General features: G+C 31.2%; 23 protein-coding genes and 1 tRNA gene. 8 read left to right on the forward strand and 16 right to left on the reverse strand.

Annotated features, from left to right (window positions below; all coding sequences use genetic code 11):
• Positions 1-44 precede the first annotated feature (44 nt).
• The 3 genes from C8D80_RS09615 (at position 45) to C8D80_RS09625 (ending at position 1,488) form a co-directional block, all read left to right on the forward strand.
• Positions 45-1,010 (forward strand): type I phosphomannose isomerase catalytic subunit, encoded by a 966-nt coding sequence (locus tag C8D80_RS09615; protein WP_162845063.1) that lies wholly within the window; start codon positions 45-47, stop codon positions 1,008-1,010.
• Positions 1,011-1,067: 57 nt separating this feature from the next.
• Entirely contained in the window at positions 1,068-1,337 is a 270-nt protein-coding gene (locus C8D80_RS09620; RefSeq protein ID WP_133609779.1) for a hypothetical protein, read from the forward strand.
• Between the two features lie 77 nt (positions 1,338-1,414).
• Positions 1,415-1,488 (forward strand) — tRNA-Thr (locus C8D80_RS09625).
• Between the two features lie 273 nt (positions 1,489-1,761).
• Here the strand turns inward: C8D80_RS09625 and C8D80_RS09630 are convergent.
• The 9 genes from C8D80_RS09630 to C8D80_RS09670 form a co-directional block, all read right to left on the reverse strand.
• The gene (locus C8D80_RS09630) at positions 1,762-2,178 is read right to left on the reverse strand and encodes a hypothetical protein (RefSeq protein WP_133609781.1); all 417 of its coding nucleotides are present in this window, start codon (positions 2,176-2,178) and stop codon (positions 1,762-1,764) included.
• A 135-nt stretch (positions 2,179-2,313) separates the two neighbouring features.
• Positions 2,314-3,039 carry a DUF4369 domain-containing protein gene (locus C8D80_RS09635; RefSeq protein ID WP_133609783.1) on the reverse strand — a complete coding sequence of 242 codons (726 nt, stop codon included), beginning with the start codon at positions 3,037-3,039 and terminating at the stop codon, positions 2,314-2,316.
• A gap of 155 nt (positions 3,040-3,194) precedes the next feature.
• Complete coding sequence (locus C8D80_RS09640; protein WP_133609785.1) at positions 3,195-5,054, reverse strand: M61 family metallopeptidase; 1,860 nt, start codon at positions 5,052-5,054, stop codon at positions 3,195-3,197.
• A gap of 126 nt (positions 5,055-5,180) precedes the next feature.
• Positions 5,181-5,462 (reverse strand): TIGR03643 family protein, encoded by a 282-nt coding sequence (locus C8D80_RS09645; protein ID WP_111566856.1) that lies wholly within the window; start codon positions 5,460-5,462, stop codon positions 5,181-5,183.
• Between the two features lie 138 nt (positions 5,463-5,600).
• Entirely contained in the window at positions 5,601-6,203 is a 603-nt protein-coding gene (locus C8D80_RS09650; protein ID WP_133609787.1) for an alpha-ketoglutarate-dependent dioxygenase AlkB family protein, read from the reverse strand.
• Positions 6,204-6,252: 49 nt separating this feature from the next.
• Complete coding sequence (aqpZ, locus tag C8D80_RS09655; RefSeq protein ID WP_133609790.1) at positions 6,253-6,978, reverse strand: aquaporin Z; 726 nt, start codon at positions 6,976-6,978, stop codon at positions 6,253-6,255.
• Positions 6,979-7,089: 111 nt separating this feature from the next.
• Positions 7,090-7,998 carry a DMT family transporter gene (locus tag C8D80_RS09660; protein WP_133609792.1) on the reverse strand — a complete coding sequence of 303 codons (909 nt, stop codon included), beginning with the start codon at positions 7,996-7,998 and terminating at the stop codon, positions 7,090-7,092.
• Positions 7,999-8,046: 48 nt separating this feature from the next.
• Positions 8,047-9,210, reverse strand: coding sequence for a DUF1501 domain-containing protein (locus C8D80_RS09665; RefSeq protein ID WP_133609794.1), 1,164 nt, complete (start codon positions 9,208-9,210; stop codon positions 8,047-8,049).
• A 10-nt stretch (positions 9,211-9,220) separates the two neighbouring features.
• Complete coding sequence (locus C8D80_RS09670) at positions 9,221-10,618, reverse strand: DUF1800 domain-containing protein (RefSeq protein ID WP_133609796.1); 1,398 nt, start codon at positions 10,616-10,618, stop codon at positions 9,221-9,223.
• 97 nt (positions 10,619-10,715) lie between these two features.
• Between C8D80_RS09670 and C8D80_RS09675 the strand changes: the two genes are divergently transcribed.
• Entirely contained in the window at positions 10,716-11,312 is a 597-nt protein-coding gene (locus C8D80_RS09675; protein WP_133609798.1) for a murein L,D-transpeptidase catalytic domain-containing protein, read from the forward strand.
• Between the two features lie 58 nt (positions 11,313-11,370).
• Positions 11,371-13,470, forward strand: a complete 2,100-nt coding sequence (locus C8D80_RS09680) for an outer membrane beta-barrel family protein (protein WP_133609800.1) — start codon at positions 11,371-11,373, stop codon at positions 13,468-13,470.
• Between the two features lie 89 nt (positions 13,471-13,559).
• Here the strand turns inward: C8D80_RS09680 and C8D80_RS09685 are convergent, their stop codons facing one another.
• From C8D80_RS09685 to htpG, 5 genes are all read right to left on the reverse strand, one after another.
• Complete coding sequence (locus C8D80_RS09685) at positions 13,560-14,378, reverse strand: hypothetical protein (protein ID WP_133609802.1); 819 nt, start codon at positions 14,376-14,378, stop codon at positions 13,560-13,562.
• 66 nt (positions 14,379-14,444) lie between these two features.
• A complete protein-coding gene (locus tag C8D80_RS09690; protein WP_133609804.1) occupies positions 14,445-14,843 on the reverse strand; it encodes a DUF2721 domain-containing protein in 399 nt (132 codons plus the stop codon).
• Between the two features lie 2 nt (positions 14,844-14,845).
• Entirely contained in the window at positions 14,846-15,772 is a 927-nt protein-coding gene (locus tag C8D80_RS09695) for a TolB-like translocation protein (protein WP_133609806.1), read from the reverse strand.
• Entirely contained in the window at positions 15,765-16,208 is a 444-nt protein-coding gene (locus tag C8D80_RS09700; protein ID WP_133609808.1) for an SRPBCC domain-containing protein, read from the reverse strand. Before C8D80_RS09700 ends, C8D80_RS09695 begins: the two co-directional genes overlap by 8 nt.
• Before the next feature lie 85 nt (positions 16,209-16,293).
• Complete coding sequence (gene htpG, locus C8D80_RS09705) at positions 16,294-18,177, reverse strand: molecular chaperone HtpG (RefSeq protein ID WP_133609810.1); 1,884 nt, start codon at positions 18,175-18,177, stop codon at positions 16,294-16,296.
• 167 nt (positions 18,178-18,344) lie between these two features.
• On the opposite strand from htpG, the gene C8D80_RS09710 reads away from it, so the two are divergent.
• Positions 18,345-18,812, forward strand: a complete 468-nt coding sequence (locus tag C8D80_RS09710) for a lipocalin family protein (RefSeq protein ID WP_133609812.1) — start codon at positions 18,345-18,347, stop codon at positions 18,810-18,812.
• A 12-nt stretch (positions 18,813-18,824) separates the two neighbouring features.
• Positions 18,825-19,523 carry an OmpA family protein gene (locus tag C8D80_RS09715; RefSeq protein WP_133609814.1) on the forward strand — a complete coding sequence of 233 codons (699 nt, stop codon included), beginning with the start codon at positions 18,825-18,827 and terminating at the stop codon, positions 19,521-19,523.
• An 88-nt stretch (positions 19,524-19,611) separates the two neighbouring features.
• On the opposite strand, the gene C8D80_RS09720 is transcribed toward C8D80_RS09715, so the two are convergent.
• The gene (locus tag C8D80_RS09720; RefSeq protein ID WP_133609816.1) at positions 19,612-20,214 is read right to left on the reverse strand and encodes a hypothetical protein; all 603 of its coding nucleotides are present in this window, start codon (positions 20,212-20,214) and stop codon (positions 19,612-19,614) included.
• Positions 20,215-20,329: 115 nt separating this feature from the next.
• On the opposite strand from C8D80_RS09720, the gene C8D80_RS09725 reads away from it, so the two are divergent.
• Positions 20,330-21,250 carry an ABC transporter ATP-binding protein gene (locus C8D80_RS09725; RefSeq protein WP_133609818.1) on the forward strand — a complete coding sequence of 307 codons (921 nt, stop codon included), beginning with the start codon at positions 20,330-20,332 and terminating at the stop codon, positions 21,248-21,250.
• Positions 21,251-21,302: 52 nt separating this feature from the next.
• Here the strand turns inward: C8D80_RS09725 and C8D80_RS09730 are convergent, their stop codons facing one another.
• Positions 21,303-23,717, reverse strand: a complete 2,415-nt coding sequence (locus C8D80_RS09730; protein ID WP_133609820.1) for a S9 family peptidase — start codon at positions 23,715-23,717, stop codon at positions 21,303-21,305.
• Positions 23,718-23,802 lie beyond the last annotated feature (85 nt).

The raw sequence follows: 23,802 nt of genomic DNA on the forward strand, positions 1-23,802 counted from the left end.
TTCTGTAATTCGTTAGAATTTTTTGCATCTTTGTACTTCACTATTTGACTATGAAGTTTTATCCTTTAACCTTTACACCGATACTTAAAGACCGCATTTGGGGCGGTACGAAGTTGAAAACCTATCTCAACAAACCTATAGTTTCTGAAACTACTGGCGAGAGTTGGGAGATCTCAACCGTGCCTGGCGACATTAGTGTGGTTGCTACTGGTGTTTTGAAAGGAAAGAATATCAACGAAATTATTGATTTATATCCTGAAGAAATTTTAGGAAAATCGGTCATTGCTCGTTTTGGAAAACAATTCCCATTGCTTTTTAAATTTATAGATGCCAAGGAAGATTTATCTATTCAATTGCATCCGAATGATGATTTAGCTAAAGAACGCCATAATTCTTTCGGGAAAACCGAAATGTGGTATGTAATGCAAGCAGATGAATCGGCTCGTTTGGTGGTTGGGTTTAAGAAAGATTCTAATCAAGAAGAATACTTAGCACATTTAGAAAATAAAAATTTAGTGGCTTTATTGAATGAATCTCCAGTAAAAAAAGGCGATGTTTTCTTTTTAGAAACTGGCACTATTCATGCCATTGGAGCTGGGGTTGTGGTAGCAGAAATTCAACAAACAAGTGATGTTACTTACCGAATTTACGATTGGGATAGAGTAGATGCTAACGGAAACGGTAGAGAATTACATACCGAATTAGCTTTGGATGCAATTAATTATAACGCAACTGATTCTAAAATAACATATAAGGAAGAGGCTAATCAAAGTACTTTGGTGGTAGATTGTCCTTATTTTATCACTAATATTATCGCGTTACAAGATCGTTTTATTTGGAAACGAAAGAAACAAGCTTTCACCGTTTTTATGTGTACCAATGGACAATTTGAAATGGTAATGAATGGCGAAATCTTACGATACCGAATGGGAGATACAATTTTGATTCCGGCATGTATTGAGAATTTAACCATTAAAGGAAAGGCTACATTGTTAGAAATTTCCATATAATGTATTGAGAACAAAATATATTATGTAATTTTGCTTCAAATTTTAAATTTATACAAAATGGCAAGCGTTAAAAACTTGAAAAAAGAAATCAACTACGTTTTAGGTGATATTGTAAACATCGTTTACATTTGGGAAATGTCTACAACAGGAAAACCAACTGAAGCATCTGATAAATTAATTGATGAAGTGTACGAAACTTTCGATGCTTTAATGACAAAAGCTAACGTAAAAGACGTTGAGAATAAAAAAGCACATTTTAAACAAATTCGTAAAGAATACGAAGCTGCTGCTAATCAATTTGTTGCGAAAATAAACGAATTAAAATAAAAAAATCAATAAAAAAAGTGTAAAAAATATTTGGAAATTAAAAATTCACCCTTATATTTGCACTCGAAATTTGAGTTGCCAGCGTAGCTCAGCTGGCTAGAGCAGCTGATTTGTAATCAGCAGGTCGTGGGTTCGAGTCCCTCCGCCGGCTCAAATTAAAAACCATCACAGCAATGTGGTGGTTTTTTTATTTCAAGTCGTTCTGAACTTGTTTAACTTCATTGAATCTTTGATTTCAGAATCTTTTAAAACGCATCCGCAAGCGTCACGCTTGTGTACACAAAGTATAAAAAAGGTTTTTTAATGTTTGAAATATGTAGTCACGAGCAAGATGCTCGCGCTAGCGGTGAACTAGTTAACTAATCTTATTTTAAATTAGGGTTTCTAAAATGTTGTAATGATTGTTTTTATAAATTACCATTTATTATTTATAAATTTCATTTTTAATAAAATTAATAAATTCTTCTGAATCCTCTTTTGTAACTCCATTTACAACAATTCCAAAAGTCTCACCCATGCAAATGGTATCAACTCCTTTTTGTGAATGTACTAGAAAATGTATTCTAGCATCAAATCTTTCATCCTTTGCCTCTTTTAAATTAGTATAGTACGAAATTACTTTTTCAGTAAACTCCTTATTATTGATTTTTTTATAATTTGGTTTACTATCAGTTTTTCCACTTATTAATTTCCCACAAGTATATCTCATAGGGTATTTAGCTCCCTTATTGTGATAGAAGAATTCAACAAAAAAAGTCTGATTTTCGTTCTTATTATTAAGAGTCGCATTATTACAATTTAACAATATTATTATTGATATTAATATTAATTTATATTTCATTTTAATCTATTTTTTAAATGTCCACTCTCCGTTTGAATTCTTTCGCATGGACTATAAGTATCGATATTCTATAAAGATAAAAATCAATTTTGAATATAGCATAAAAAAAAGCGGTCAATTACTGACCGCTTTACTTTATTTCTGAACTTCTAAAGTTTTTCTTTCCTTAATATGCTCGTTAAGCATTTTTCCGTATTTTGATTTGGCAACTTCAGGTGTCAAACTTTTTTGAATGGTGTCTAAATACGTTGTGTTGATATCAGCAATTTCTGAAAGCGCTAAATAAGGCGCAATTTCTTTATTTCCGTTTGTAGCTGCAAAATGTGCCGTGTAACGATATTTTCTCGTTAATAAGCTTTTATATGCCTTCTCAATGCTATCTGTAGTGGTTGCATTAGGTTTTAATTCGTTTTTTAACCGTTTTTCCATCAAAGCTAAGTTTTGATCTCTGAATTTACTATTAATGCTATCAAACTTTTTCCATAAATCATGATTTTTAGAACCTGATATTTTCGCATCAGCAAAAAAATGTTTTAAGGTAGTTTCAATTTTAATATTTCCAGGCTCAGCAAAAAACGGTAAGCTGTTATCAATAGAATTGGTTTGTCCTCTATCTAAAAATAAATATAACATTTCTGGACTATCAAGTTTAATGTGACTCTCAAATTTTGAATCTCCGTTAACGATAATGCTATCTAAAATTACTAAAGCCGAATCTTGTATTTTTTGTAAATACAATTTCCCTTGACTTAAGCCTTTTACATCTCCAGTAATATGAATGTTAGCATCGGCATCAACTTCTTTTTTGTCACATGCAATAAGTGTGAAAACGGCAATAGCAACTAAAAATATCTTCTTCATCCTTTTGTTTTATTTTATGTTCGCAAAGTAAATAAAAAAATCCTCAAAATACTAAGTACTTTGAGGATTTTCAAGTGCAATATCAAATGCAAATTTCAAGTTTAAATTCAAGTTCAAATTCAAAAATCAAGATTTGTTACTCTTTAAACTTAAATTTAACCTCTTAACCAAGCCTCTCTAACTGTTTTTTTAGTGTCATCAGTTGCTTGATATCCGTCTTGTTTTTCTTTTGGCATTACAACTTTTCCTTTTACAGTTTGTTCTTTACCATCTCTTTTGAATTTTACGGTCATAGCATCACCATCTTTCCAGTTCATACTTGCCATGATTAAATCGTAGATATTATCTAAATTATAGTCTTTACCATTGAAAGCCAAAAGCGTATCATTGTTCTTTAAACCTAAAGTAGTCATGAATACATTTAATTCTGTATCAGGTAAAATCATGATTTCTTTTGTAGCAGGATTTACCGTGATATAAGGTTGTGTTTGCCCTTTTAAGAATGGATTTCCAGCAATTTCGATAGTTGCTTCTGTAACTCCCATTTTAGCAAAATATTGCTCGTAAGGAATTGGAGTTTCACCAGCTACGTGGTTTTTTAAGAATTCACCTACAGCAGGGTAAGTCAATGCCGTAATTTTATCAAATAACTCTTCGTCTTTAAATGCTTTTGTTGTTCCGTATTCTTTAGATAATTCTTGCATTAGGCTTAAAATTCCTTTTTGACCATTGCTGTTTTCTCTAATTAAAATATCCATACACATAGCAATCAAAGCTCCTTTTTGGTATACGTTTAAATACTGTTCTTTGTAAGGAGGATTCAATACGTTTTTACTCATTTTTGTAAAACTCATATTGTCGTTCATTTGGCGCGATTGTGCAATTTTGCCTGCCATTCTTTCGAAGAATTCTTTTTCGTCAATTAAGCCTTGATTTACTTGGAATAAGTTAGCGAAATATTCGGTTACACCTTCATACATCCATAAATGTTCCGACATTTGAGGATTGTTGAAATCGAAATATTGAATTTCGTTTGAGTGAATTGTTAATGGTGTTACAATGTGAAAGAATTCGTGAGAAACTACGTCTTTTAATTGTTCTTGTAACATTTCTAATCCCATCATTTCTGGCATAACTACTACAGTTGATGTTGGGTGCTCTAATGCTCCAAAACCTTTTGCATCTTTAGCTGCCATATCAGACAAGTACAATAAGATGGCGTATTTTTTTGTAGAGTTAATTGGTCCTAAGAAACGTTTTTGTGCCTTCATCATGTTTTCCATGTGAGGTGTAATTTGTTTAGCGGTATATTTTCCTGTTGGAGAATACACACTGATGATAATTTCCATGTCATCTACCATGAAAGAAGTGAAATCAGGTTTAGAATACATGATTGGCATTTCAACCAAACTTGCATATTTTGACATTAAAAATACATCTGAAGTAGCACTTGCATCTGTATCTATCATTGCCGAAACACCTAATAAAGTTTCAGGGTGTGTAACGGTTAATTTGTATGGTGTTTCTTCTTTTCCTTTGAAGTATCCAATGAATCCATGCGTATTTAACATGAAGTTTGTTCCAGCATTAATATTTGTTCCTGAAGGTGAGAAAATATCTTCGCTTTCACCAAAACCTGCACCACCTTCTGTATCAAATGAATCATTAACTAAGTATGTGATTTTTGATAGTTTTTTAGCATCGGAAATAGTATATGAATTTTCATCAATTTTAGCTACTTTAAGTGTATTTCCTTTAGCATCAAATGCTTTTACATTTTCAATAAAACGACCGTAATCGTCTTCTGAATAGGTTCCAGGAACTGTTTTAGGGAAATGAAAAGTTACAGTTTCACTTGTAATAGTTGGAGGTGTAACGGTAACCATTACTTTATCGTCTTTAACATTAATTAAATCGATTGTTACTGCTACATCATTTTGTTTAGCAGTTGTTTGAGTTGGGCTACAACTCCATAAAAATCCCACTAAAGAAAGGGAAAGGATTATTTTTTTCATTTTATCAAAATTGAATTAGATATAAGTAGAAAAAAAGAGATGTTTGTTACAAATTCTCTTTGGAAATTTAACTAATCAAATTAATGTCAATAAAAAAGCTCTTATTTTATTTAAGAGCTTTAGTTTTTAGTCGAATTTATTTTTGAAGTAATATTTACTATCTAAATCTTCATCTTCTAATTCGTTGTACTTTATGGGTTTTGGTTTAGGCTTACTTGCCGTTACTTTCTTTTTCCAAAGTTCAAAATTGTCTTTGGATAATCGTTTGCGCATTAATTCGGTGACTTCGTTTTCAGTCACTCCAAATTCCTCTTTTAAAACTTCAAAAGGTTTTTTTTCCTCTTGAGCCATAGCAACAACTCTATCTAGTGTTTCGTTGTCGAATTCTGAAATTTTCTTCTTTCTCATCAGATGAATACTAATTCTAACTTTTTTATTGGTTTGTAATTCAATATTAGTAAAAAAATAAATTCAAAAAATATGCCAATTGTTTTTTTAGGATTTTTTAAAATTATTAGAAAGTTGCTATGTGTTTTTAGAGAATATTTACAAAATTGTTCGAAACGTTAAATTTATTCTCGCATTTTTGGATTGAGTAGCTTTTGGGATTTGATGTTTATAATGAATTTGGCTACCTTCTTTCATTACTAATAAACTACCGTGGTTTAAATTAAGCGATAATTTTACGTTGTTATCTGAAATGTGTTTCAATTGAAATTTACGTTCTTCCCCAAAACTTACAGAGGCAATTATGGGATTTCTGCCCAATTCTTTTTCATTATCGGCATGCCAACCGTTGCTGTCTTTTTCGTTTCGGTATAAATTGGCTAAAACGGTGGTGAAATTTTGTTCGGAAATTTTGTCCACTTTCTCTTTTATAAACATCATAGTAGGATTCCAAGCATGAGGTTGCATTGTTAAACCCGAATAGGAATAAGGTTTACCTTCGTTTCCAAAAAGACAAGTTAGTCTAGGTTGAGCGACTTTCTTTCCAAAAATAGTGATGTCATCTTGTTGCCAAGGGGTTTCATTTATGAGCTTATCGAATAGTACATCCGCTTCTTCTTGATTGAAGAAATTGGGATAAAATTCAAAAACCGCATCAGGTAGAGGTAAAATTATTTTTTCTTTTGGGAATAAATCGAGCATAAAAAAAGCGATGATTAACATCGCTAATTTACTATTTTTATGGGGAATATTATTTGTTGTCTTGTAATAAATTCTTGTAAATAAAACCTGCTACAATGGCTCCAGCGATTGGTGCAACCCAAAATAGCCATAATTGACTCAAGGCTTCACCTTGTACAAAAAGAGCTTGAGAAGTAGAACGAGCAGGATTTACAGAAGTATTGGTTATTGGAATACTAATTAAGTGGATTAAGGTTAAAGCCAAACCAATTGCAATTCCAGCAAATCTTCCGTTGGCTAATTTATCTGTTGCTCCTAAAATGATAATTAAGAAAAACATTGTCAATATGAATTCAGCTAAAAATGCGGCTCCCATTGAAAATCCAACACCATTATAATATGTTTTCGGATCAAAAGCGTTAGATTCATAGAAATTTGATGCAAAAGCACCCGCAGAATCAGCTGCAAATTCAGTTCCGCCACCACCATTTAAAATTAAGTATAAAACTCCCGCGGCTGCAGTTGCACCAATTAGTTGTGCCCCAATGTAAGGTGCTATTTCTTTTGATGAAAAGCGTCCGCTTGCCCATAATCCAAAAGTAACAGCAGGATTAAAATGACCGCCAGAAATATGTCCAACAGCGTAAGCCATAGTTAAAACGGTTAATCCAAATGCTAGTGAAACACCAACTAATCCAATTCCAATATCTGGAACTCCGGCTGCAAAAACTGCTGCGCCACAGCCACCAAATACTAACCAAAAGGTTCCGAAAAATTCTGCAAATAATTTTCTCATAGTTAAATAGTTTTAATTACAATTTCTTGTAATGGTTATTTAACTAAAATTACTAAAAAAAGAATGCTTTTTAAATCACTGAAAATAAAGTTATTAACAGTATAATTCTTGCTATTTGTTTTTCTTAAACTGAATGTTCATAATAACAATGGCAGTAATTATCAACACAATTCCAATCCATTGAATTAATAAAACTTGTTCGTTCAATAAGAAATAAGCCATCATAACCGAAACCGGTAATTCTAAAGAAGAAACAATACTTCCCAATCCAATTCCTGTAAGAGGAAATCCTGCATTTAATAACATAGGAGGAATGATGGTTCCAAATAAAGCCAAAACAATTCCCCATTTGGTGAAAATTTCAAAGTTAAAAGGAGTTACTTGCGTGTATAAGCTGAAACCAAATACGATAACTGCTCCACCTAACAACATATACAAACTTCTTTGAGCAGACGAAATGCCTAATGCGACTTTGTTTGCTGTAAACATAGTTGTAGTAAAAGAAGCAGCTGCTAATAATCCCCAGAATAATCCGTTTGACCAATCAATTGTTGGGTCGTTGAAATCTATTTTAAAGATGTTTATCGCTAAAGCTGTTCCAATTAAAACAATAATTACAGAAATTATTTTTTGAAAAGAAGGTGCTTTTTTATCTAAAAACCATTCTAATAAAACGCCCATCCAAACGGTTTGCATTAATAATACAATTCCAATAGAAACCGGAATGTATTTTACAGCCAAATAATAGAAAACACTAGTCATTCCTAAAGAAGTTCCAGCTAACATTAAGTGCATGATGTTTTTTGGAGTAGCCTTTACAGCTGTATTTTTGTTTTTAGTTCTTTGGAATAAATTGATAATTAAAATTCCAATGATTCCATAGATGAATTGAGATGAAGTTACTTCAGCTGTTGTAAAATTTTCTTTGTATGCTAGTTTTACAAAAGTGGCTAACATTCCGTAACTCGTTGCTCCTAATGCTACAAGAAAAACTCCTTTTATGATATTGTTGTTCGACATTTCCTAAATTTTTAAGGGGCGCAAATATAGGGATTTAGAATTCAGAAATTAAAACAATCCGTTTAGAATTTGATTTTTGATTCCAATTTTTGTGTAGTCAAATTGAAGCTTTTGTTCTAAAATAGTAGCGTAAACACTTCTAAAATCGGTTTCAAAAATTAAATCACCATTGTCTAAATTAGATAAGTTTGGATTTTTCCCAATGATAGTACCTTTGTTATTTCCACCAATGATGAACATTGGAGCAGCTGTTCCATGATCTGTTCCATTGCCATTATCTTTTACGCGACGACCAAATTCAGAGAATATTACAATCGTTACATTTTGAAGTAGATTAGCTTGTTTTAATTCGGTATAAAAACTAAAAATGGCATCATTTAATTCGGTTAATTTATTGCTGTGGATGGCTAATTGATTATCGTGAGTGTCATATCCGTTTTGAGAAGTATAATATACTTTTGAATTTAAATTCCCTTTAACTAATCGGGCAATCCATTCTAAATTTTTACCCAATTGTGTTTTTGGATAGTTAATTTCAGTTTTGGATTGATTTAAAGCTTTTTGAATTTCGTCCGCACCTTCAGTAACTGAATTTGCAATTTTTCTAACAAAATCTAATTGTGGATTATCTGAAAGTTGTATGTTTTCTGTTTCAGATTTTGATTTAAAACGGTTTGGATCTTTAACGGTTATAAAATTTGGTTCAACTCCTTTTAATGCCAAATTATCAATATTGTCAAGGTTTATGCCGGCTGTTGGAGCATGTTCAACACATTGTAAATCTAAATAACGCCCTAGCCAACCTTCATTGATGTATTGATCTGATGCAGATGCTGTTTGCCAAATTTCTTGAGAACGAAAATGGGAACGATTTGGTTCTGGATATCCCACATTTTGAATTACAGATAAATGGCCGTTTTGTTGCATTGTTGCAAATCCTTTTAAGGCAGGATGAAAAGCCATGCTTTTATTTTTGCTTATTACTTCATTTTTTGAAATGGCAATCTTTGGACGTAAATTATAATATAATTCATTTTCAAAAGGGATAAAAGTGTTCAATCCATCATTTCCACCATTTAATTGAATAAATACAACTGAAGAATTACCTTGAATTAATTGCGTTTGGTTACCAAAAGCATGAAGAAAATCAGGTAGAATTAACAATCCTCCAGTTAATGTTCCTGTAAGCGATAAAAAGTTACGTCTGTTCATAGCAAATGGTTTAAATTAATTGAAATTCTGGTGATTTGGTTATAAAATTGAATAACCGAACAACCGCCTGTTGTGAATTTTTAGAACTTGCGTCAAAATCATATTTTAAGATTGCTTCCATATCTTTTTGAATGTTCTCGTCTATTTGAAACAAGTAAGCATCACTTAATTCTTTGATAATTTGTTTGTTTGTTCCCTTGGGATTAAAATTGATTCTTATGTCAATTTTTTCTAATGAAATTTTAAGTTCTTCACCATTTTCAGGTAAATTTTTAAATGTTTTTCGGTTAATGTTTCTTCCATTACAAAGCAAATCAGATACATTGTTACGCTGTAAATAGAGCTGTGATGTTAGCCATGATTTTCCACCATCCCAACCTTTTACATTTTGTTGGTTAAACAAATCCATGCCTTGTTGTTTTATGAAAAATACAATGATGGCAGCATCTATTTCTTTAATTTGCAGGGCTTCGGTAAGTTGTAAGATATATTCTAATGGGTTTTTTATTTTGCTTCCTGAGGTTTTTTTCTCATATTCTTCTGTGAAAATTTTTAAAAGTAAAGGTTCAATTTCAAAATCTACTTTTCTTAAATAATCGCCATAATATTTTACCAATTCTTCTTTTGGATTATCATAAATAAACCATTTTAAAATTTTTCGAGTAATAAGGTAAGGGATATTTGGTTGTTCAAAAATAATATCAACTAAATCATTTGCTTTGAAGTTTCCAGTTTTTCCTAAATAAGTAATGGTGTCGTTGTCTTCAAAAAAAGCTCTGTATTTAGCTTCATTTTCGCCTAAACCTAATCCTGCCAATGCTTTTGCGCCATTTTTTATATCGGATTCGGTGTAATTTCCAATGCCTAAAGTAAATAATTCTAATAATTCTCTGCTTAGATTTTCGTTAATTTTACCTTTTCGGTTATCGGTATTGTCTAAATAACGCACCATGGCATTCGTCTGAATCATTATTTTGGTTAATTGTCTAAAATTTCCAAAAGCATTTTCTCTTAAGATTTGATTGTGTTGATAAATCCACCAATTAACTTTTACTTTTTGTGAGGTTGATACAAAATGATTGTGCCAAAAAAGCACCATTTTTTCACGCAAAGGAAATTCTTGTTTTTGAATTTCATTAATCCACCATTTTCTTAATTCAATACTGTTTTTGATTTGATTTTTTAAGGCTTTTTTACCTTCTTCAGAAGTAGTGTTTTTTACTTTTTCTCTAAAATCTTTAAGTTCACTTAAGGTTTTTGGATCTTCTATTAAACAATAGGGTATTTTATTTTCAAATGGAGCATAAAACGATTCTTTTAGAAATTTTTCAATTCCAATACTATTTATTTTCTGGCTTTGTTTTCCCGAAAATCCTAACCGAAGTGACCAAAGATTTGACTGATTCATGATGTATGGTATTGCATTTAAAATTTAGACTTTATTTAACACAAAAGGTTTAAATAAAAATCAAAAAGTGGAGTTATATCAATTTAATTCTATTTATATGAAACACTTTTTACTATTGATTGCGGTTTGTTTTTTATGTTGTAATAATTCGGAAGTTGAAACCTTAACGTTAAAAGATTATAATTCCTTTCATAAAGAGGCAAAGGAATTTTGTAAGGAGAATGGTTATAATGAGTCCTATTATTTTTTAGTTGATTTGAGTTTGCACTCTGGAAAGAATCGTTTTTTTATTTATGATTTTACTACAAAGAAAGTATTAGATAAAAACTTGGTTACACACGGAAGTTGCGACCAATTTGAAGAAAATCCAGACAAATGGAAAAAAGTAAAATTTGATAATAGAGTTGATAGTCATTGTTCCATGAAAGGTAAATACAAAATTGGAAATCGCGATTATAGTTCGTGGGGAATCAACGTGAAATATTGGTTGCACGGATTAGAAGCAACTAATAAAAGTGCTGAAAAAAGGGTTGTGGTTTTACATTCATGGAGTGCTGTTAAAAATAAAGAAGTGTATCCAAGACATAGTCCACTAAGTTGGGGATGTCCAGCGGTTTCTGATGCATTTATGGGAAAATTAGATGTTCGCTTGCAACAATCGGAAAAACCAGTTTTGTTGTGGATTGTGGAATAAATAATTTTTTTTGTAACAAAATAGGAAAAAGCCTACTAATTGCAAATAAATTACTACAATGAGAAATTTTTTGATTTTCCTTTCTTTTTTAACCTTTCAATTTTCTATTGCTCAAGAAGAAACATCTAAAGATAGTATTAAAACCACCGAATTAAATGAAGTCGTGGTGCAATCTAAAAAGAAAAGTATTGAACAAAAAGCCGACAGAACCATATTTGATTTTTCTGAACAAAGTCATTTGAATTCAGGCTCTGTGATGGAAGGATTAAAAAAACTACCCGGATTAATAGTTTCTGACGTGGCTGGAATGATGTATCAAGGAAAGCAATTAGAAGTGTTTATGGATGCCAGACCATTAAATATTTTTTCGAATGAACTTACTTCATATTTAGAAAGTATGCCTGCAAATTCAATTGAAAAAGTAGAAATTATTACGCAACCAGGAGCCGAATTTCCTGCAACTTCTGGTGGAGCAATTATAAATATTGTAACTTCAAAAAACGCTAAAAAATATCTTTCGGCAACGTATTCAAACGGATATAGTTATACAAAATACGACAAATCACGTCATCGATTTAATAATAGTTTATTGGTCAATGCAAAAAACAAATGGTTTGGTTGGCAAGTACAATTGGGGCAAAACTTTAACCAAGGTTACCAGCGTACAAATTTTGAAAATGAAACAACTGTACTTTCTAAAAATACGACCGACAGAGAAAATCGTTTTTACTTTTTTAAAACAGGTTTAAAGTTCGATTTAAAAAAAGATAGATTTTTGGTCAATTACGATTTCACCACTTCAAATAATAATGCTTTAATTGATGCTAGTGGTTTTGGATTTGTAACCAGCGATAAAAGTAAAAACAAACTTAATAGAAATGATGTTGCTTTGAACTATCAGAAGCGATTTGATGATGCAACTAAAAAATTAGATTTTAGATTTAATGTCAATTCGGTTAACAATAATTTCGATTTGAATAATAGAGTTTCTGGGAATTCAGTCTTAGATAATGGTTACAATCAATTGTTTTATCAATTTAAAACCGATTACTCACAAGAGTTTTCGTTTTTAGAGAAAACTAAATTTTCAACTGGAGTTTTAGCAGATAAATTAGAATTTGAAGCCCTAAATTTAGGTGTAACTAATTTAGATTATCAACGAACCACTTTAGCAGCTTATTCTGAATTTCAATCTACCTATAAAAAGTTTGATTTTATTTTAGGAGGAAGATTAGAGTCGTATGCTATTGATGGAAATACAGATACTGATGAATTAATTCCGTTTAATCAAACCCGATTTTTTCCAAATGCAAGTATTCAATACAATATAATTCCACAAGTTTTTGTGAATGCAAATTATAATAAAAAGATTAGCTTACCCAATACTTCTGCTTTAAATCCGAATAATACCAATTATCAAAATCCCAATGTTTCCTTTTTTGGAAATCCAAATTTAGAACCTACCATTTTTGATAATTATGAGTTTAAAATAAGTGCTTTTGAATATTTTTTTATTGGTTATTCTCGTAGCGATGCCAATAATCAGGTAATGAATAGAATAATTACTGATGGTGATGGAGCTGCAAGTATTTCAGAAAATATTCCACAAGTAACCATTCATAATTTTAATTTTGGTTTACCAGTACCCTATATGTTGTTTACCAAAGGATTGAAAGAGACCTTAAAATTTGATTTTAATCCAGATGAGATTAATTTCTTGTATTTATATGTTGGACATCAAAAGCACATTTTGCCTGAGGTTAGTGGAAAAGGCTTGTGGTTTTTTAATGCTATGTCGCAAATTGTTTTACCAAGTAAAATTAAGTTTACAGCAACTTATAATACTTCATCAACGGGTGGGAATTATTTCTATTATGAAAATCGAGTGCCATTTAGTCAACAATTTGATGTTACATTTGCTAAGAAATTTTTAGACAATAATTTGTCAGTTTCGGTTTATTGTAATGATATTTTTAACACCAATAAACAAGGATTTAACGCATTAGGAACGAATTTAGTTTATGAAAGTAAAAACGATTCAAGACGAGTAGGAATTACATTAAATTATAAAATCCCGACTAAAAATAAATTAGCAAAAGAAGAAGGTAATATTTTAAATAATGATAAAAAAGAAGATCAGCCTGCTATTGGTAATTAATTTGAAATCATTTGAGCGATTGTAATAAAAAAATCTCGTTTAATTTACTTTAAACGAGATTTTTATTTCAACTTTATATTAATTGTAAGTTATCTTCTACCACCACGACGTTTTGTTTTTACTACCGTAGTTTTTCCTCTTTTGTTTTTGTGTATAACTGTTGTTCCTCTTCTGTTGTGAACTACAATTGTAGATTTACTTCTTCTAGGTGTATATACTTTTCGAGCAACAACAACCCTATGTGTTGTAGTTTTGCGATATAACACGCGATGATGCGCACATTTTCCGTAAAAAATTGAATATCTGTATGGTTTCCAAGGTTTCCACCATCTTGGATAAAATCCCCAACGATGAGGTGAAACCCAAACTACATAACCCGGTGCATATAAAAAGCGAACACTTGGCCAAAACCAAACATTTACTACTACTCCTGTTGATGTAATTACGGGAACATTTGGACCACCTTTTGTTTTCTCGATTTTTTCTTCCACTTCAAAAGGTTCAACAATTGTGTTTTCTGCATATAATTCTGAATCGCCTTCAATTTGCAGAATTGCTGATTCATTTCCAGTTTTTTCTATACCAATTGTTGCAATGTCTTGTTTCTCTTTTTCGTTTAAATAAGTACTTAGAACAATGACATGAGTATCTTTTTCTTGAATGTCTTGTACCACAATGTAATCTGTTTCTCCATCATTGTTTAAATCAAGATTATTAACATTGTTCTTTTCGTCATTAATTAATTTTTCAAATTCTTCTAATGAGTTTGCTTGCTTAAATAAAGCCAAAGCACCTTCTAAACTAAAATTCTCACCAGTAAATTCAGGAAAATCATTTTTATCATTTTCTTGACCAAAGCTTGTTGTAATTCCAAGAATTAGCAACAAAAAAACAGATAATTTTTTCATAATTAAAATATTTTTTATTGGAATTTGACATCATAAAATTAAAAAGGTTTAATGAAAAGTTAAAAATTATTCAATGTCTTCCGATAAATCTTTTAAATGAACTCTCAAAGCATTAACGGAAATACTTATTTCCCAAAATGAGATTCCCAAAGAAATCAATAAACAAAGCAAACTGGCTCCAAAAAAGTAAATACCAAGATTTTCTTGACTTACATAAAGTAATAACATAGCAAAAACCGATAAGAACAAACACATCACTCCAAAAAGCTGCATGTAACGAATTAATGTTAATCTTAAATTCAGATTTTTGATTTCTAGAAGAATATTCTTGTTATGATTGTCATCGTAGTTTTTCTTTAAATTACGAATGATCTGTGCAATAGTTAAAAACCGATTTGTATAGGCTAATAAAATTAACGAAGTTGCAGAGAATAGTAAAGCTGGAGTTTCGATAGATAGTGTCATGATTATAACTTTATTTGATATTTGTAAATTCTGCTAAATCCGTTTTCATAACTAGAAATTTCGGTTTCAAATTCTTTTAAATTGGTAAATATTTTATCAATTACAATCATTCTTTTACTCGTGAAATACAGTGTTTGTGTAGTGGTATCGTAAAACGGACAATAATCCATTTGTTTAGAATTGATTTCAGCTCCTAAGTTTTTTGCGGTGTCCCAATTTCCTTTATTATTCTTGTAACTTATGTATAAATCACCACTTCCTAAACCATCAGGTCTTCCGTAACAAGTGTAAATAATGAATTCCTCATTCGGACTCACAAAGGCGTTAAATTCGTATCCAGTTGAATTAATATTCATGCCTAAATTTTTAGGTTCTATATATTGTTTTCCGTCCCATTTGCATACCAAAATATCATCTTTTCCGAGTGTTTTTATCGCATCTGAAGTAAAATATAAATTTCCATTCAGCGTTACACAAGGATAAAATTCATTGTTAGAAGAATTTACTGGAGCTCCAATATTTATTGGTTTCGACCATTTGCTTTTTAGGTCTTTTCTTTCAACATACCAAATGTCGTAATCTTTCGCATTTGTTGTCGTGTCGTTAATAGGTCGATTCGATGCGAAATACAAACGCAAACCATCTTGCGTTAAAAAAGGTTCGATGTTTCTAAAGTTTCCAGAAAAAGATGTCATTTCGGGTTCTGACCATCTTTTTTTCTTTTTCTTAATTACTGCAATTACAGCTCGTTCTTCGGAAGGATTTTGAATGGTGAAATAAATTTCATCCTGATTTTTTGAAATAGTAAAATCACGAACATTTTGATATTTTTTTAAAATGTCAATAGCAGGCATTGGTTTTTCTTGCTCTTGCGAAAAAGTAAATCCGCTAATTAGTGTAATAACTATTATCTTGAAAAAATTATTCATTATTTTCAGCTATTTCTTTGATGGTATTTAATCCTTTAGGGAATGATTCCAAAAAGAAGTTGGCATATTCATCAACAATATCAAGAGTTACTAAAACTTTTGAAAGACTTCCAACTTTAATTATTTCGTAATTTTCTTGAGCGCCCGACCAAGCTTTTGTAGCTTCGTCTAAAGGTTGTTCTTCAAATTCTTTGATGTTACCAAGATGAGTAAAATACATTTTTTCATTCGGAACTAAAGTTGAAATTTCACTATACATACCGTTTCCGTTTGGATCTAAAAAATGAATCCTTTCGCCTTGTTTCCAAGAAGATTTTGCATATGAACCTTCACAAAAAGCGGATGTCCATTTTTTGTAATTTTCTTCATTCCACATGGCATTCCAAACTATATCAGCAGGAGCGTTTATTTCAATTTCGAATGTTAGATTTTTCATGGTTTCTTTCTTTAGTAATCAAATTTAATGAAAAATCCTGACAAGTTTCAAAACCTGTCAGGATTAATAATTATTACTTTATTTCTTACTTCAAAGTCTCAAAACTTCTCTTAACAAAAGCAGTCAATTCTTCGCCTTTTAATAAACCTTGTGAAAGTTTTGCTAAATCTAAAGCTTGTTTAACTAAGTCTTTTTGAGCGTCTTCTGGACTGTTTAAAATAGTAGTGGCTAATTCTGAATTCGTGTTTACCACTAAATTATAAATATCTGGGAAGTTGCCCATGCCGAACATTCCACCACCGCCAGAAGCACTCATTTCTTTCATTCTACGCATGAATTCAGGTTGGGTAATGATGAATGGTGAAGCATTACTATCTAAATTCTCTAATTGAACCGTATAGTTTTCTTTTGGGACAACCGTTTCAATAGACGTTTTTAATTTTTCTTTTTCGTCATCTGATAATTTAGAAATCGTTTCTTCTTCTTTCTGAATTAATTTATCGATATGATCTGCATCCACACGAGCAAAAGTCAAATTCTCATTATCTGCTTCTAATTTTTGGATTAAATGCGATACAATTGGCGAATCTAATAATAACACTTGATAGCCTTTTTCTTTTGCGATATCAATGTAACTGTGTTGTGCATCTTTGTTTGAAGCATATAAAACAACTAACTTTCCGTTTTTGTCGGTTTGATTGTCTTTTAAGTTTTCTTTTAATTCTGCTAACGTGTAATATTTGTCTTCAGTTGTTGGATACAAGACGAAATCGCCTGCTTTTTCATAGAATTTTGGTTCCGAAAGCATTCCGTATTCCAAAACAATTTTAATATCGTTCCATTTTTGCTCGAAATCTTCACGGTTTTCGTTGAATAACGATTTCAATTTGTCCGCAACTTTACGAGTGATGTAGTTCGAAATTTTCTTAACATTGCCATCCGCTTGTAAATACGAACGTGATACATTCAACGGAATATCTGGTGAATCAATTACACCTTTTAACATGCCTAAAAACTCAGGTACAATTCCTTCTACATTATCGGTTACATAAACCTGATTTTGGTACAATTGAATTTTATCTTTTTGCAATTGTAAATCAGCGCCCATTTTTGGGAAATATAAAATTCCAGTCAAATTAAACGGATAATCTACATTTAAGTGAATGTTAAACAATGGTTCTTCAAACTGCATTGGATACAATTCGTGATAGAATTTTTTATAATCTTCATCTGTTAAATCCACAGGTTGTTTAGTCCAAGCCGGATTTGGATTATTGATGATGTTGTCAACCTCAATTTCTTCTGGTTTTACATCTTCTGCTGCGCCTTCAGGTACTGGAATGGTTTCTTTACGAGTTCCAAATTTAATTGGCACCGGCATGAATTTGTTATACTTAGTTAACAATTCACGAATTTTGTATTCTTCTAAAAATTCTAATGAATCTTCTGCAATGTGTAAGATGATTTCAGAACCTCTTTCTGTTTTGTCATGAGGTACTAAAGTAAATTCCGGACTTCCATCACATGTCCAATGTGCTGCTGGTTCGTCTTTGTATGATTTAGTGATGATTTCTACCTTTTCAGCCACCATAAAAGCCGAGTAAAAACCTAATCCAAAGTGACCAATAATTCCAGAATCTTTAGCAGAGTCTTTATATTTTTCTAAGAATTCTTCAGCTCCAGAAAAAGCTACTTGATTGATGTATTTTTCTACTTCATCAGCTGTCATTCCTAAACCTTGGTCGATGATGTGTAGTTTTTTACCTTCTTTGTCAATTTTAACCTCGATGATTGGATTGCCATATTCTACTTTAGCTTCGCCAATGCTAGTTAAATGTTTTAATTTTAAAGTAGCGTCTGTCGCATTCGATACTAATTCACGAAGAAAAATTTCGTGGTCACTGTACAAAAACTTTTTAATTAAGGGAAAGATGTTTTCTACTGAAACATTAATTTTTCCTGATGCCATATTTTAAAATTTTTAGTTAAACAATTGAATGGTTTTTATCATTCAAAATAAGTACCATTTTTGAATTTATGACAAATTGTCGGATATGAGAATTGGGTTTTAATTAACAGTTGACGGTAATATAAGGGTTATCTTTGTAAGTATAATCTCTTGTAAAACAATTTATTATGAAAAATATAATTATTTTCGGTTTGTTTTTTTTAATGGTCTCATGTAAATCCAATCCAGTTACAAAATTAGACAATAAGACAGAGGTAGGCTTAAAAGGAAATTGGGAATTGACTTCAGTTTCTTATCCAAACTCGTCTTATATTAAAATTAATTCCTTTGGTATAGCGGATTCACAATGTTTTGAAACCAGTTCTTGGCGCTTCATTTCAAACAACAATCAAGGAGAAATGGCTTTGCGTAAAGCAGGTTGTCCGACGTTTTCAAGTGATATTACTTGGTATGTTAATCAGGAAGGAAATCTTGTTTTGAAATTTGTAGGTGCAGATGTGAAAGCTAAAACAGTAAAAGAAGGTTATGTATTAAAAGTAGCTAATTTGACAGAAAATGCTTTTCAGCTATTCGATACAGTTGATGTTGCAGGAAAAACCATCACTTTGGTTTATCAATTTAACAGAATAAAATAAAAAATAAAGAGTATGAAAAATAAGTATATCGTTTTGAGCTTGATTTTGGTTGTGTTGTTCTCTGGTACTTTTGTAAGTTGTGAAGCTACTAAAAACGCTAATAACACTCAGAAAGGGGCTGTAATTGGTGCTGGTTCAGGAGCTATTATTGGAGGAATTCTAGGAAATAATTTGGGTAAAGGAGGCAATACGGCTTTAGGAGCTGTAATTGGTGGCGTAGTTGGTGGAACCGTTGGAGGTTTAATAGGAAATAAAATGGATAAACAAGCTCGTGAAATTGAAACAGCTTTACCCGGAACTCAAGTGCAAAGAGTAGGAGAAGGAATTCATTTGGTTTTAGGAGAAAATTCCGTAAATTTTGAATTTAATAAAGCTACTTTAACCATTACAGCAAAACAAAATTTAGATAAATTAGTTCCAGTTTTTAAAGAGTATGCAGATACTGATATTAAAATTTATGGGTATACCGATAGTAAAGGTTCTGAAAGTTACAATTTAGATTTATCTACTCAAAGAGCAGCGGCAGTAAAATCGTATCTTTCTGGAAAAGGATTGAGCTCAGGTCGATTTGCAGTAATTGGAATGGGAGAAGCAGAACCAATTGAAAGAAATGATACCGATGCAGGTAGAAGTTTAAACCGACGTGTTGAGTTTGCTATTTTAGCTAATGATAAAATGATTGACGATGCTAAAAAAGAAGCAGGGAAATAAACAACAATAGAATAATAAAAAAAGACTGCTTATAAGGCAGTCTTTTTTGTTTTTTGGTTAAAATTAATGTTTTCAGTTATAAGTATTTTTAGTAGTTTTCGTTGAATTTGTAAATAATTCCTCCAGTAACATTGTATGTTATTCCAGTAAAAGAATTTACCGCTTCTGTGTATGAAAAACTTCCATCAAAATTATAATGTTGTGATATATTGAATATAACAGATGTGTCAATTGCAAAATATAATCCATCAGTGATTTTAAATCGTGGAGTCAAACCCATAACAACGTTTACTAAATTATCATTTCCAGAATTAAAACTCGATTTAACTAAAGAATATCCAGCACCAGCGTGTGCGATTAAATTGAAGAAGTCATAACTTGAGGCTCTAGAAAATGCAGTAGTAATATTCATAGTTCCTTGAAGTGAAATTCGGGTAATATCAATTCCTGTTTCTTCGGTAAATAAAAGGTTTTTAGTTCTAAATTTATCAGAAGCGAAATCAATTTTCATTCCGTATGTTTCATCAAAATCATAAGAAATTGCTCCTCCAAGATGGGATAAATCATTAATGCTTGGTTCAAAAACACCATTAAGTCCGTAATTAACTTCTACACCAATTTGGGCATATGTGTTTTTTGACAAAAATAAAGAGCATAGCAAAATTGCCATGATAAAGTAAGTTTTTTTCATTTGTATTTAAAGGTTAATTTGGGTGTCGCAATATAGAATTAAATTAAAGTTTAAAAAATATTTTTTTTAAAAATTTTAAAAGGTTGACTTTTATAATTTACTTTGTAAAAAAAAGATGCTACAAGCTAACGAAATATGTTTTTCCTATCAAGATAAATTGGTTCTAAAGAATATAAGTTTTTCTTTAACAAGAGGAAAAAATTTAGCTATTATAGGAGAAAGTGGTTGTGGGAAAAGTACTTTATTAAAATTGATTTATGGGTTACATGATTTAGATGAAGGACAAATATTTTGGAACGAAACCGAAGTACTAGGCCCGAAATTCCATTTGATTCCAGGTATGTCATTTATGAAATATTTGGCTCAAGATTTTGATTTAATGCCATTTATTACTGTTGCTGAAAACGTAGGGAAATATCTTTCTAATTTTTTTCCAGAAGACAAACAAGCTCGTATTTCGGAATTATTAGAAATTGTAGAAATGACAGAATATGCCAATGTAAAAGCTAAGTTTTTGAGTGGTGGTCAAATGCAACGTGTAGCCATTGCTAGAGTTTTAGCATTAGAACCTGAAGTGTTGTTGTTAGACGAACCTTTTAGTCATATCGATAATTTTAGAAAGAATAGCTTAAGGAGAAAACTTTTTGGCTATTTAAAAGAACAACAAATTACTTGTATTGTTGCCACTCACGATAGTACTGATGTTTTAGCTTTTGCCGATGAGGTTGCGATTATTAAAGATGGAGAAATCATAGAAAGTGGAATTCCAAAATTCATTTATGATAACCCAAAAAATCGATATATAGCTTCTTTATTTGGAGATGTGAACGAAATTAAAATTGATGGAGAATTGAAATTTGTTTATCCGCATCAATTAAAAGTTTCGATTAATTCCGATATAAAAGTGGAAGTTGTAAATTCTTATTTTAGAGGAAGTCATTATTTAATTGAAGCGAAATTCGAAAATCAAACGGTTTTTTTTGAAAATGATGATTTGATTGAAAATGGAGAAGTTGTTTGTTTGAAAATAAAATAGCCCTTCAAATCTTTCAATTCAAAGGGCTAACTTCTTTATACTATGTTTTTTTCTAATTCTTTAAATATTTTTCTAAGAATTGATCTTGTTCCCATAACAAATGTAAAATATTTTCTTTGGCAACATAACCGTGACTTTCTTTTGGTAAAATCACCAATCTTGCCGGACCACCTAAACCTTTTAACGCTTGAAAATAACGTTCTGATTGTAGTGTGAAAGTTCCAGGATTGTTATCAGCTTCACCATGAACTAATAATAATGGTGTTTTCATTTTTTCTGCATTCATAAATGGCGACATTCCGTTGTAAACTCCAGGAACATCCCAGTAATTACGTTGTTCACTTTGAAATCCGAAAGGAGTTAATGTTCTGTTGTAAGCACCACTTCTTGCAATTCCACAAGCAAATAAATTCGAATGTGTTAATAAATTAGCCGTCATAAAAGCACCGTAAGAGTGTCCTCCAATAGCTACTTTTTTACGATTGATATAACCTAATTTGTCAACTGCATCAATAGCAGCTTCGGCATTAGCAACTAATTGTGGAATAAATGTATCGTTAGGTTCTGTTGTTCCTTCACCAATAATTGGGAAAGCAGCGTCGTCTAAAACCGCATAACCTTTGGTTACCCAATATACAAACGACCCATAGTTAGGAAATGTAAATTCGTTAGGGTTTTTATCGTTTTGTCCTGCCGAATTTTTGTCTTTGTATTCTGCTGGATAGGCCCAAATTAACAAAGGTAATTTTTCTTTTTTCGTTTTGTCATAACCTGCTGGTAAATACAAAGTTCCTGAAAGTTCAACACCATCTTTTCTCTTGTATTTGATAACTTCTTTATGAACGTTTTTAATACTTTCGAATGGGTTTTTGAAAGCGGTAATTGGTGTTAATTTGTTTTTCGATTTGATGTTTCTGAAATAGTAATTTGGATATTCATTTTTAGACTGAATCATCACTAAAACTTCTCCTTTTTTGAAATCTTCAATCGACATCAAGTCTTCTTTTTTGTCTTTCATGTTAGAAGTATACAATCTCGTTTTTTTCAAAGTAGTGAAATCGTATTCATCAATAAAAGGAAATTGTCCGTCTTTAGTATTTCCAGCACCAATTAAGTAGCCTTTGTTGTTTTCTATTGCAATTACATATCTTCCAAATTCGTTCTTTTTCATCTCGAAATTTCCAGGATCCGAGTAAATATCTTGCGAATTTCTATCTTCAATAATTTTTGGAGCAATAGCTAAATTTGAAGGGTTGAATAAATACGCTTTTGTATTTCTTGTATCGTACCATGAATCCGCTACAATTGCAATTTTGTCATTCGCCCACATGATACCACCATACCGTTGTTGTGTTTTGATTAAACTTATTGGATTTGAAGTAAAAGGAGCTTCCCATAAGAACACTTCGTCTCTGAAATCTACTTTTACAGCTTGGTCTCCACCATCTAAAGCTTCTACAAAATATAAAGTTGCAGCTTTGTCAGATCTCCATCCCATGCTTCTTTTTCCTTTTCTTACTGATGAAAATCCTTTAGGCATAATTTCAGTTAATGGTACTTCATTTACCATTTTTACTTCTTTACCATTGGCATCATAAATCGTGGTTTTTTGTGGAAAACGACTCATTGGAACAATATAAGAATAAGGTTTTTGAATCGTAGTCAACATTAAATAATTACCATCTGGAGAAAAACTTTCACCCGCATAAATGTCAGCTGTTTTAAATAAAGTAGTATTTCCAGAAATAGAAACTTTATATAATTCAGATGTCACTAAAACATCAAAATTAGCTTCGTCTGTTTTATTTTTTAATAAATCTTGATACGTTCTGTTTTGCGATTTAGATCCATCACTTAAAGAAACGGTTGGTCCTTTTGGTAAATCTTTACCACTATTAATTAATGCTGGACGGTCTTTTGGAAGAACCTTTACCAATAACGTTTCGTTGTCTTTCATCCAGTTGAATGGACTTCCTAAATTGGCATTCAAATTATCAGCAGTTAATTTTTTGGCTGTTGCTGTTGCTACATCAATTACCCAAAGTTCAACTCCTTTATTAGTAGTGTTTGTAAAAGCAATTTTCTTTTCGTTTGGCGACCAAGAAACATTGGTAATTCGAGCGTTCTCTGGTAAGCCTTTTACTTGAATTTCCGCTTTGTCTTTTATTTTTCTAACTTTTAGATTGTTAATATAAGTAACAGTACTCGAAATATTGGTTACTGGATTAATTCTTAAGCCGCCCAATTTCATTTCTTCTTGATTTAAATCATCAAGTGTTTTGTATGTGTTTCGGTAGCTTAAAAGCATGTATTCTTTCTTAGTGTCCATACTTACTGATGGCGCTCTTTCGTAATCAGCTAAGGCTAAAATCTCAGGTGAGGGTTTTTGATAGGTTACATTTTCTTGTGCTGATGTACTTAAAAAAGTACCCAAAAACGCCACAAATGTTAATAATCTTAATTTCATGTTTGTTGGTTTGAATATTAAGCTCTAAAATTAATTTTTTAGAATTTAGAAATTTTAAATTATATGTTAATTTTTTTTGTAACTT

Source organism: Flavobacterium cheniae (assembly GCF_004363695.1).
Lineage (GTDB): Bacteria > Bacteroidota > Bacteroidia > Flavobacteriales > Flavobacteriaceae > Flavobacterium > Flavobacterium cheniae.

Coding starts and splice junctions, on each gene's coding strand:
- C8D80_RS09725 (WP_133609818.1), top strand. CDS start 20,330: ATGCTACAAGCTAACGAAATATGTTTTTCCTATCAAGATAAATTGGTT.
- C8D80_RS09730 (WP_133609820.1), bottom strand. CDS start 23,717: ATGAAATTAAGATTATTAACATTTGTGGCGTTTTTGGGTACTTTTTTA.
- C8D80_RS09675 (WP_133609798.1), top strand. CDS start 10,716: ATGAAACACTTTTTACTATTGATTGCGGTTTGTTTTTTATGTTGTAAT.
- C8D80_RS09620 (WP_133609779.1), top strand. CDS start 1,068: ATGGCAAGCGTTAAAAACTTGAAAAAAGAAATCAACTACGTTTTAGGT.
- C8D80_RS09630 (WP_133609781.1), bottom strand. CDS start 2,178: ATGAAATATAAATTAATATTAATATCAATAATAATATTGTTAAATTGT.
- C8D80_RS09635 (WP_133609783.1), bottom strand. CDS start 3,039: ATGAAGAAGATATTTTTAGTTGCTATTGCCGTTTTCACACTTATTGCA.
- C8D80_RS09695 (WP_133609806.1), bottom strand. CDS start 15,772: ATGAATAATTTTTTCAAGATAATAGTTATTACACTAATTAGCGGATTT.
- C8D80_RS09660 (WP_133609792.1), bottom strand. CDS start 7,998: ATGTCGAACAACAATATCATAAAAGGAGTTTTTCTTGTAGCATTAGGA.
- htpG (WP_133609810.1), bottom strand. CDS start 18,177: ATGGCATCAGGAAAAATTAATGTTTCAGTAGAAAACATCTTTCCCTTA.
- C8D80_RS09665 (WP_133609794.1), bottom strand. CDS start 9,210: ATGAACAGACGTAACTTTTTATCGCTTACAGGAACATTAACTGGAGGA.
- C8D80_RS09640 (WP_133609785.1), bottom strand. CDS start 5,054: ATGAAAAAAATAATCCTTTCCCTTTCTTTAGTGGGATTTTTATGGAGT.
- C8D80_RS09670 (WP_133609796.1), bottom strand. CDS start 10,618: ATGAATCAGTCAAATCTTTGGTCACTTCGGTTAGGATTTTCGGGAAAA.
- C8D80_RS09680 (WP_133609800.1), top strand. CDS start 11,371: ATGAGAAATTTTTTGATTTTCCTTTCTTTTTTAACCTTTCAATTTTCT.
- C8D80_RS09685 (WP_133609802.1), bottom strand. CDS start 14,378: ATGAAAAAATTATCTGTTTTTTTGTTGCTAATTCTTGGAATTACAACA.
- C8D80_RS09700 (WP_133609808.1), bottom strand. CDS start 16,208: ATGAAAAATCTAACATTCGAAATTGAAATAAACGCTCCTGCTGATATA.
- C8D80_RS09720 (WP_133609816.1), bottom strand. CDS start 20,214: ATGAAAAAAACTTACTTTATCATGGCAATTTTGCTATGCTCTTTATTT.
- C8D80_RS09710 (WP_133609812.1), top strand. CDS start 18,345: ATGAAAAATATAATTATTTTCGGTTTGTTTTTTTTAATGGTCTCATGT.
- aqpZ (WP_133609790.1), bottom strand. CDS start 6,978: ATGAGAAAATTATTTGCAGAATTTTTCGGAACCTTTTGGTTAGTATTT.
- C8D80_RS09650 (WP_133609787.1), bottom strand. CDS start 6,203: ATGCTCGATTTATTCCCAAAAGAAAAAATAATTTTACCTCTACCTGAT.
- C8D80_RS09690 (WP_133609804.1), bottom strand. CDS start 14,843: ATGACACTATCTATCGAAACTCCAGCTTTACTATTCTCTGCAACTTCG.
- C8D80_RS09645 (WP_111566856.1), bottom strand. CDS start 5,462: ATGAGAAAGAAGAAAATTTCAGAATTCGACAACGAAACACTAGATAGA.
- C8D80_RS09715 (WP_133609814.1), top strand. CDS start 18,825: ATGAAAAATAAGTATATCGTTTTGAGCTTGATTTTGGTTGTGTTGTTC.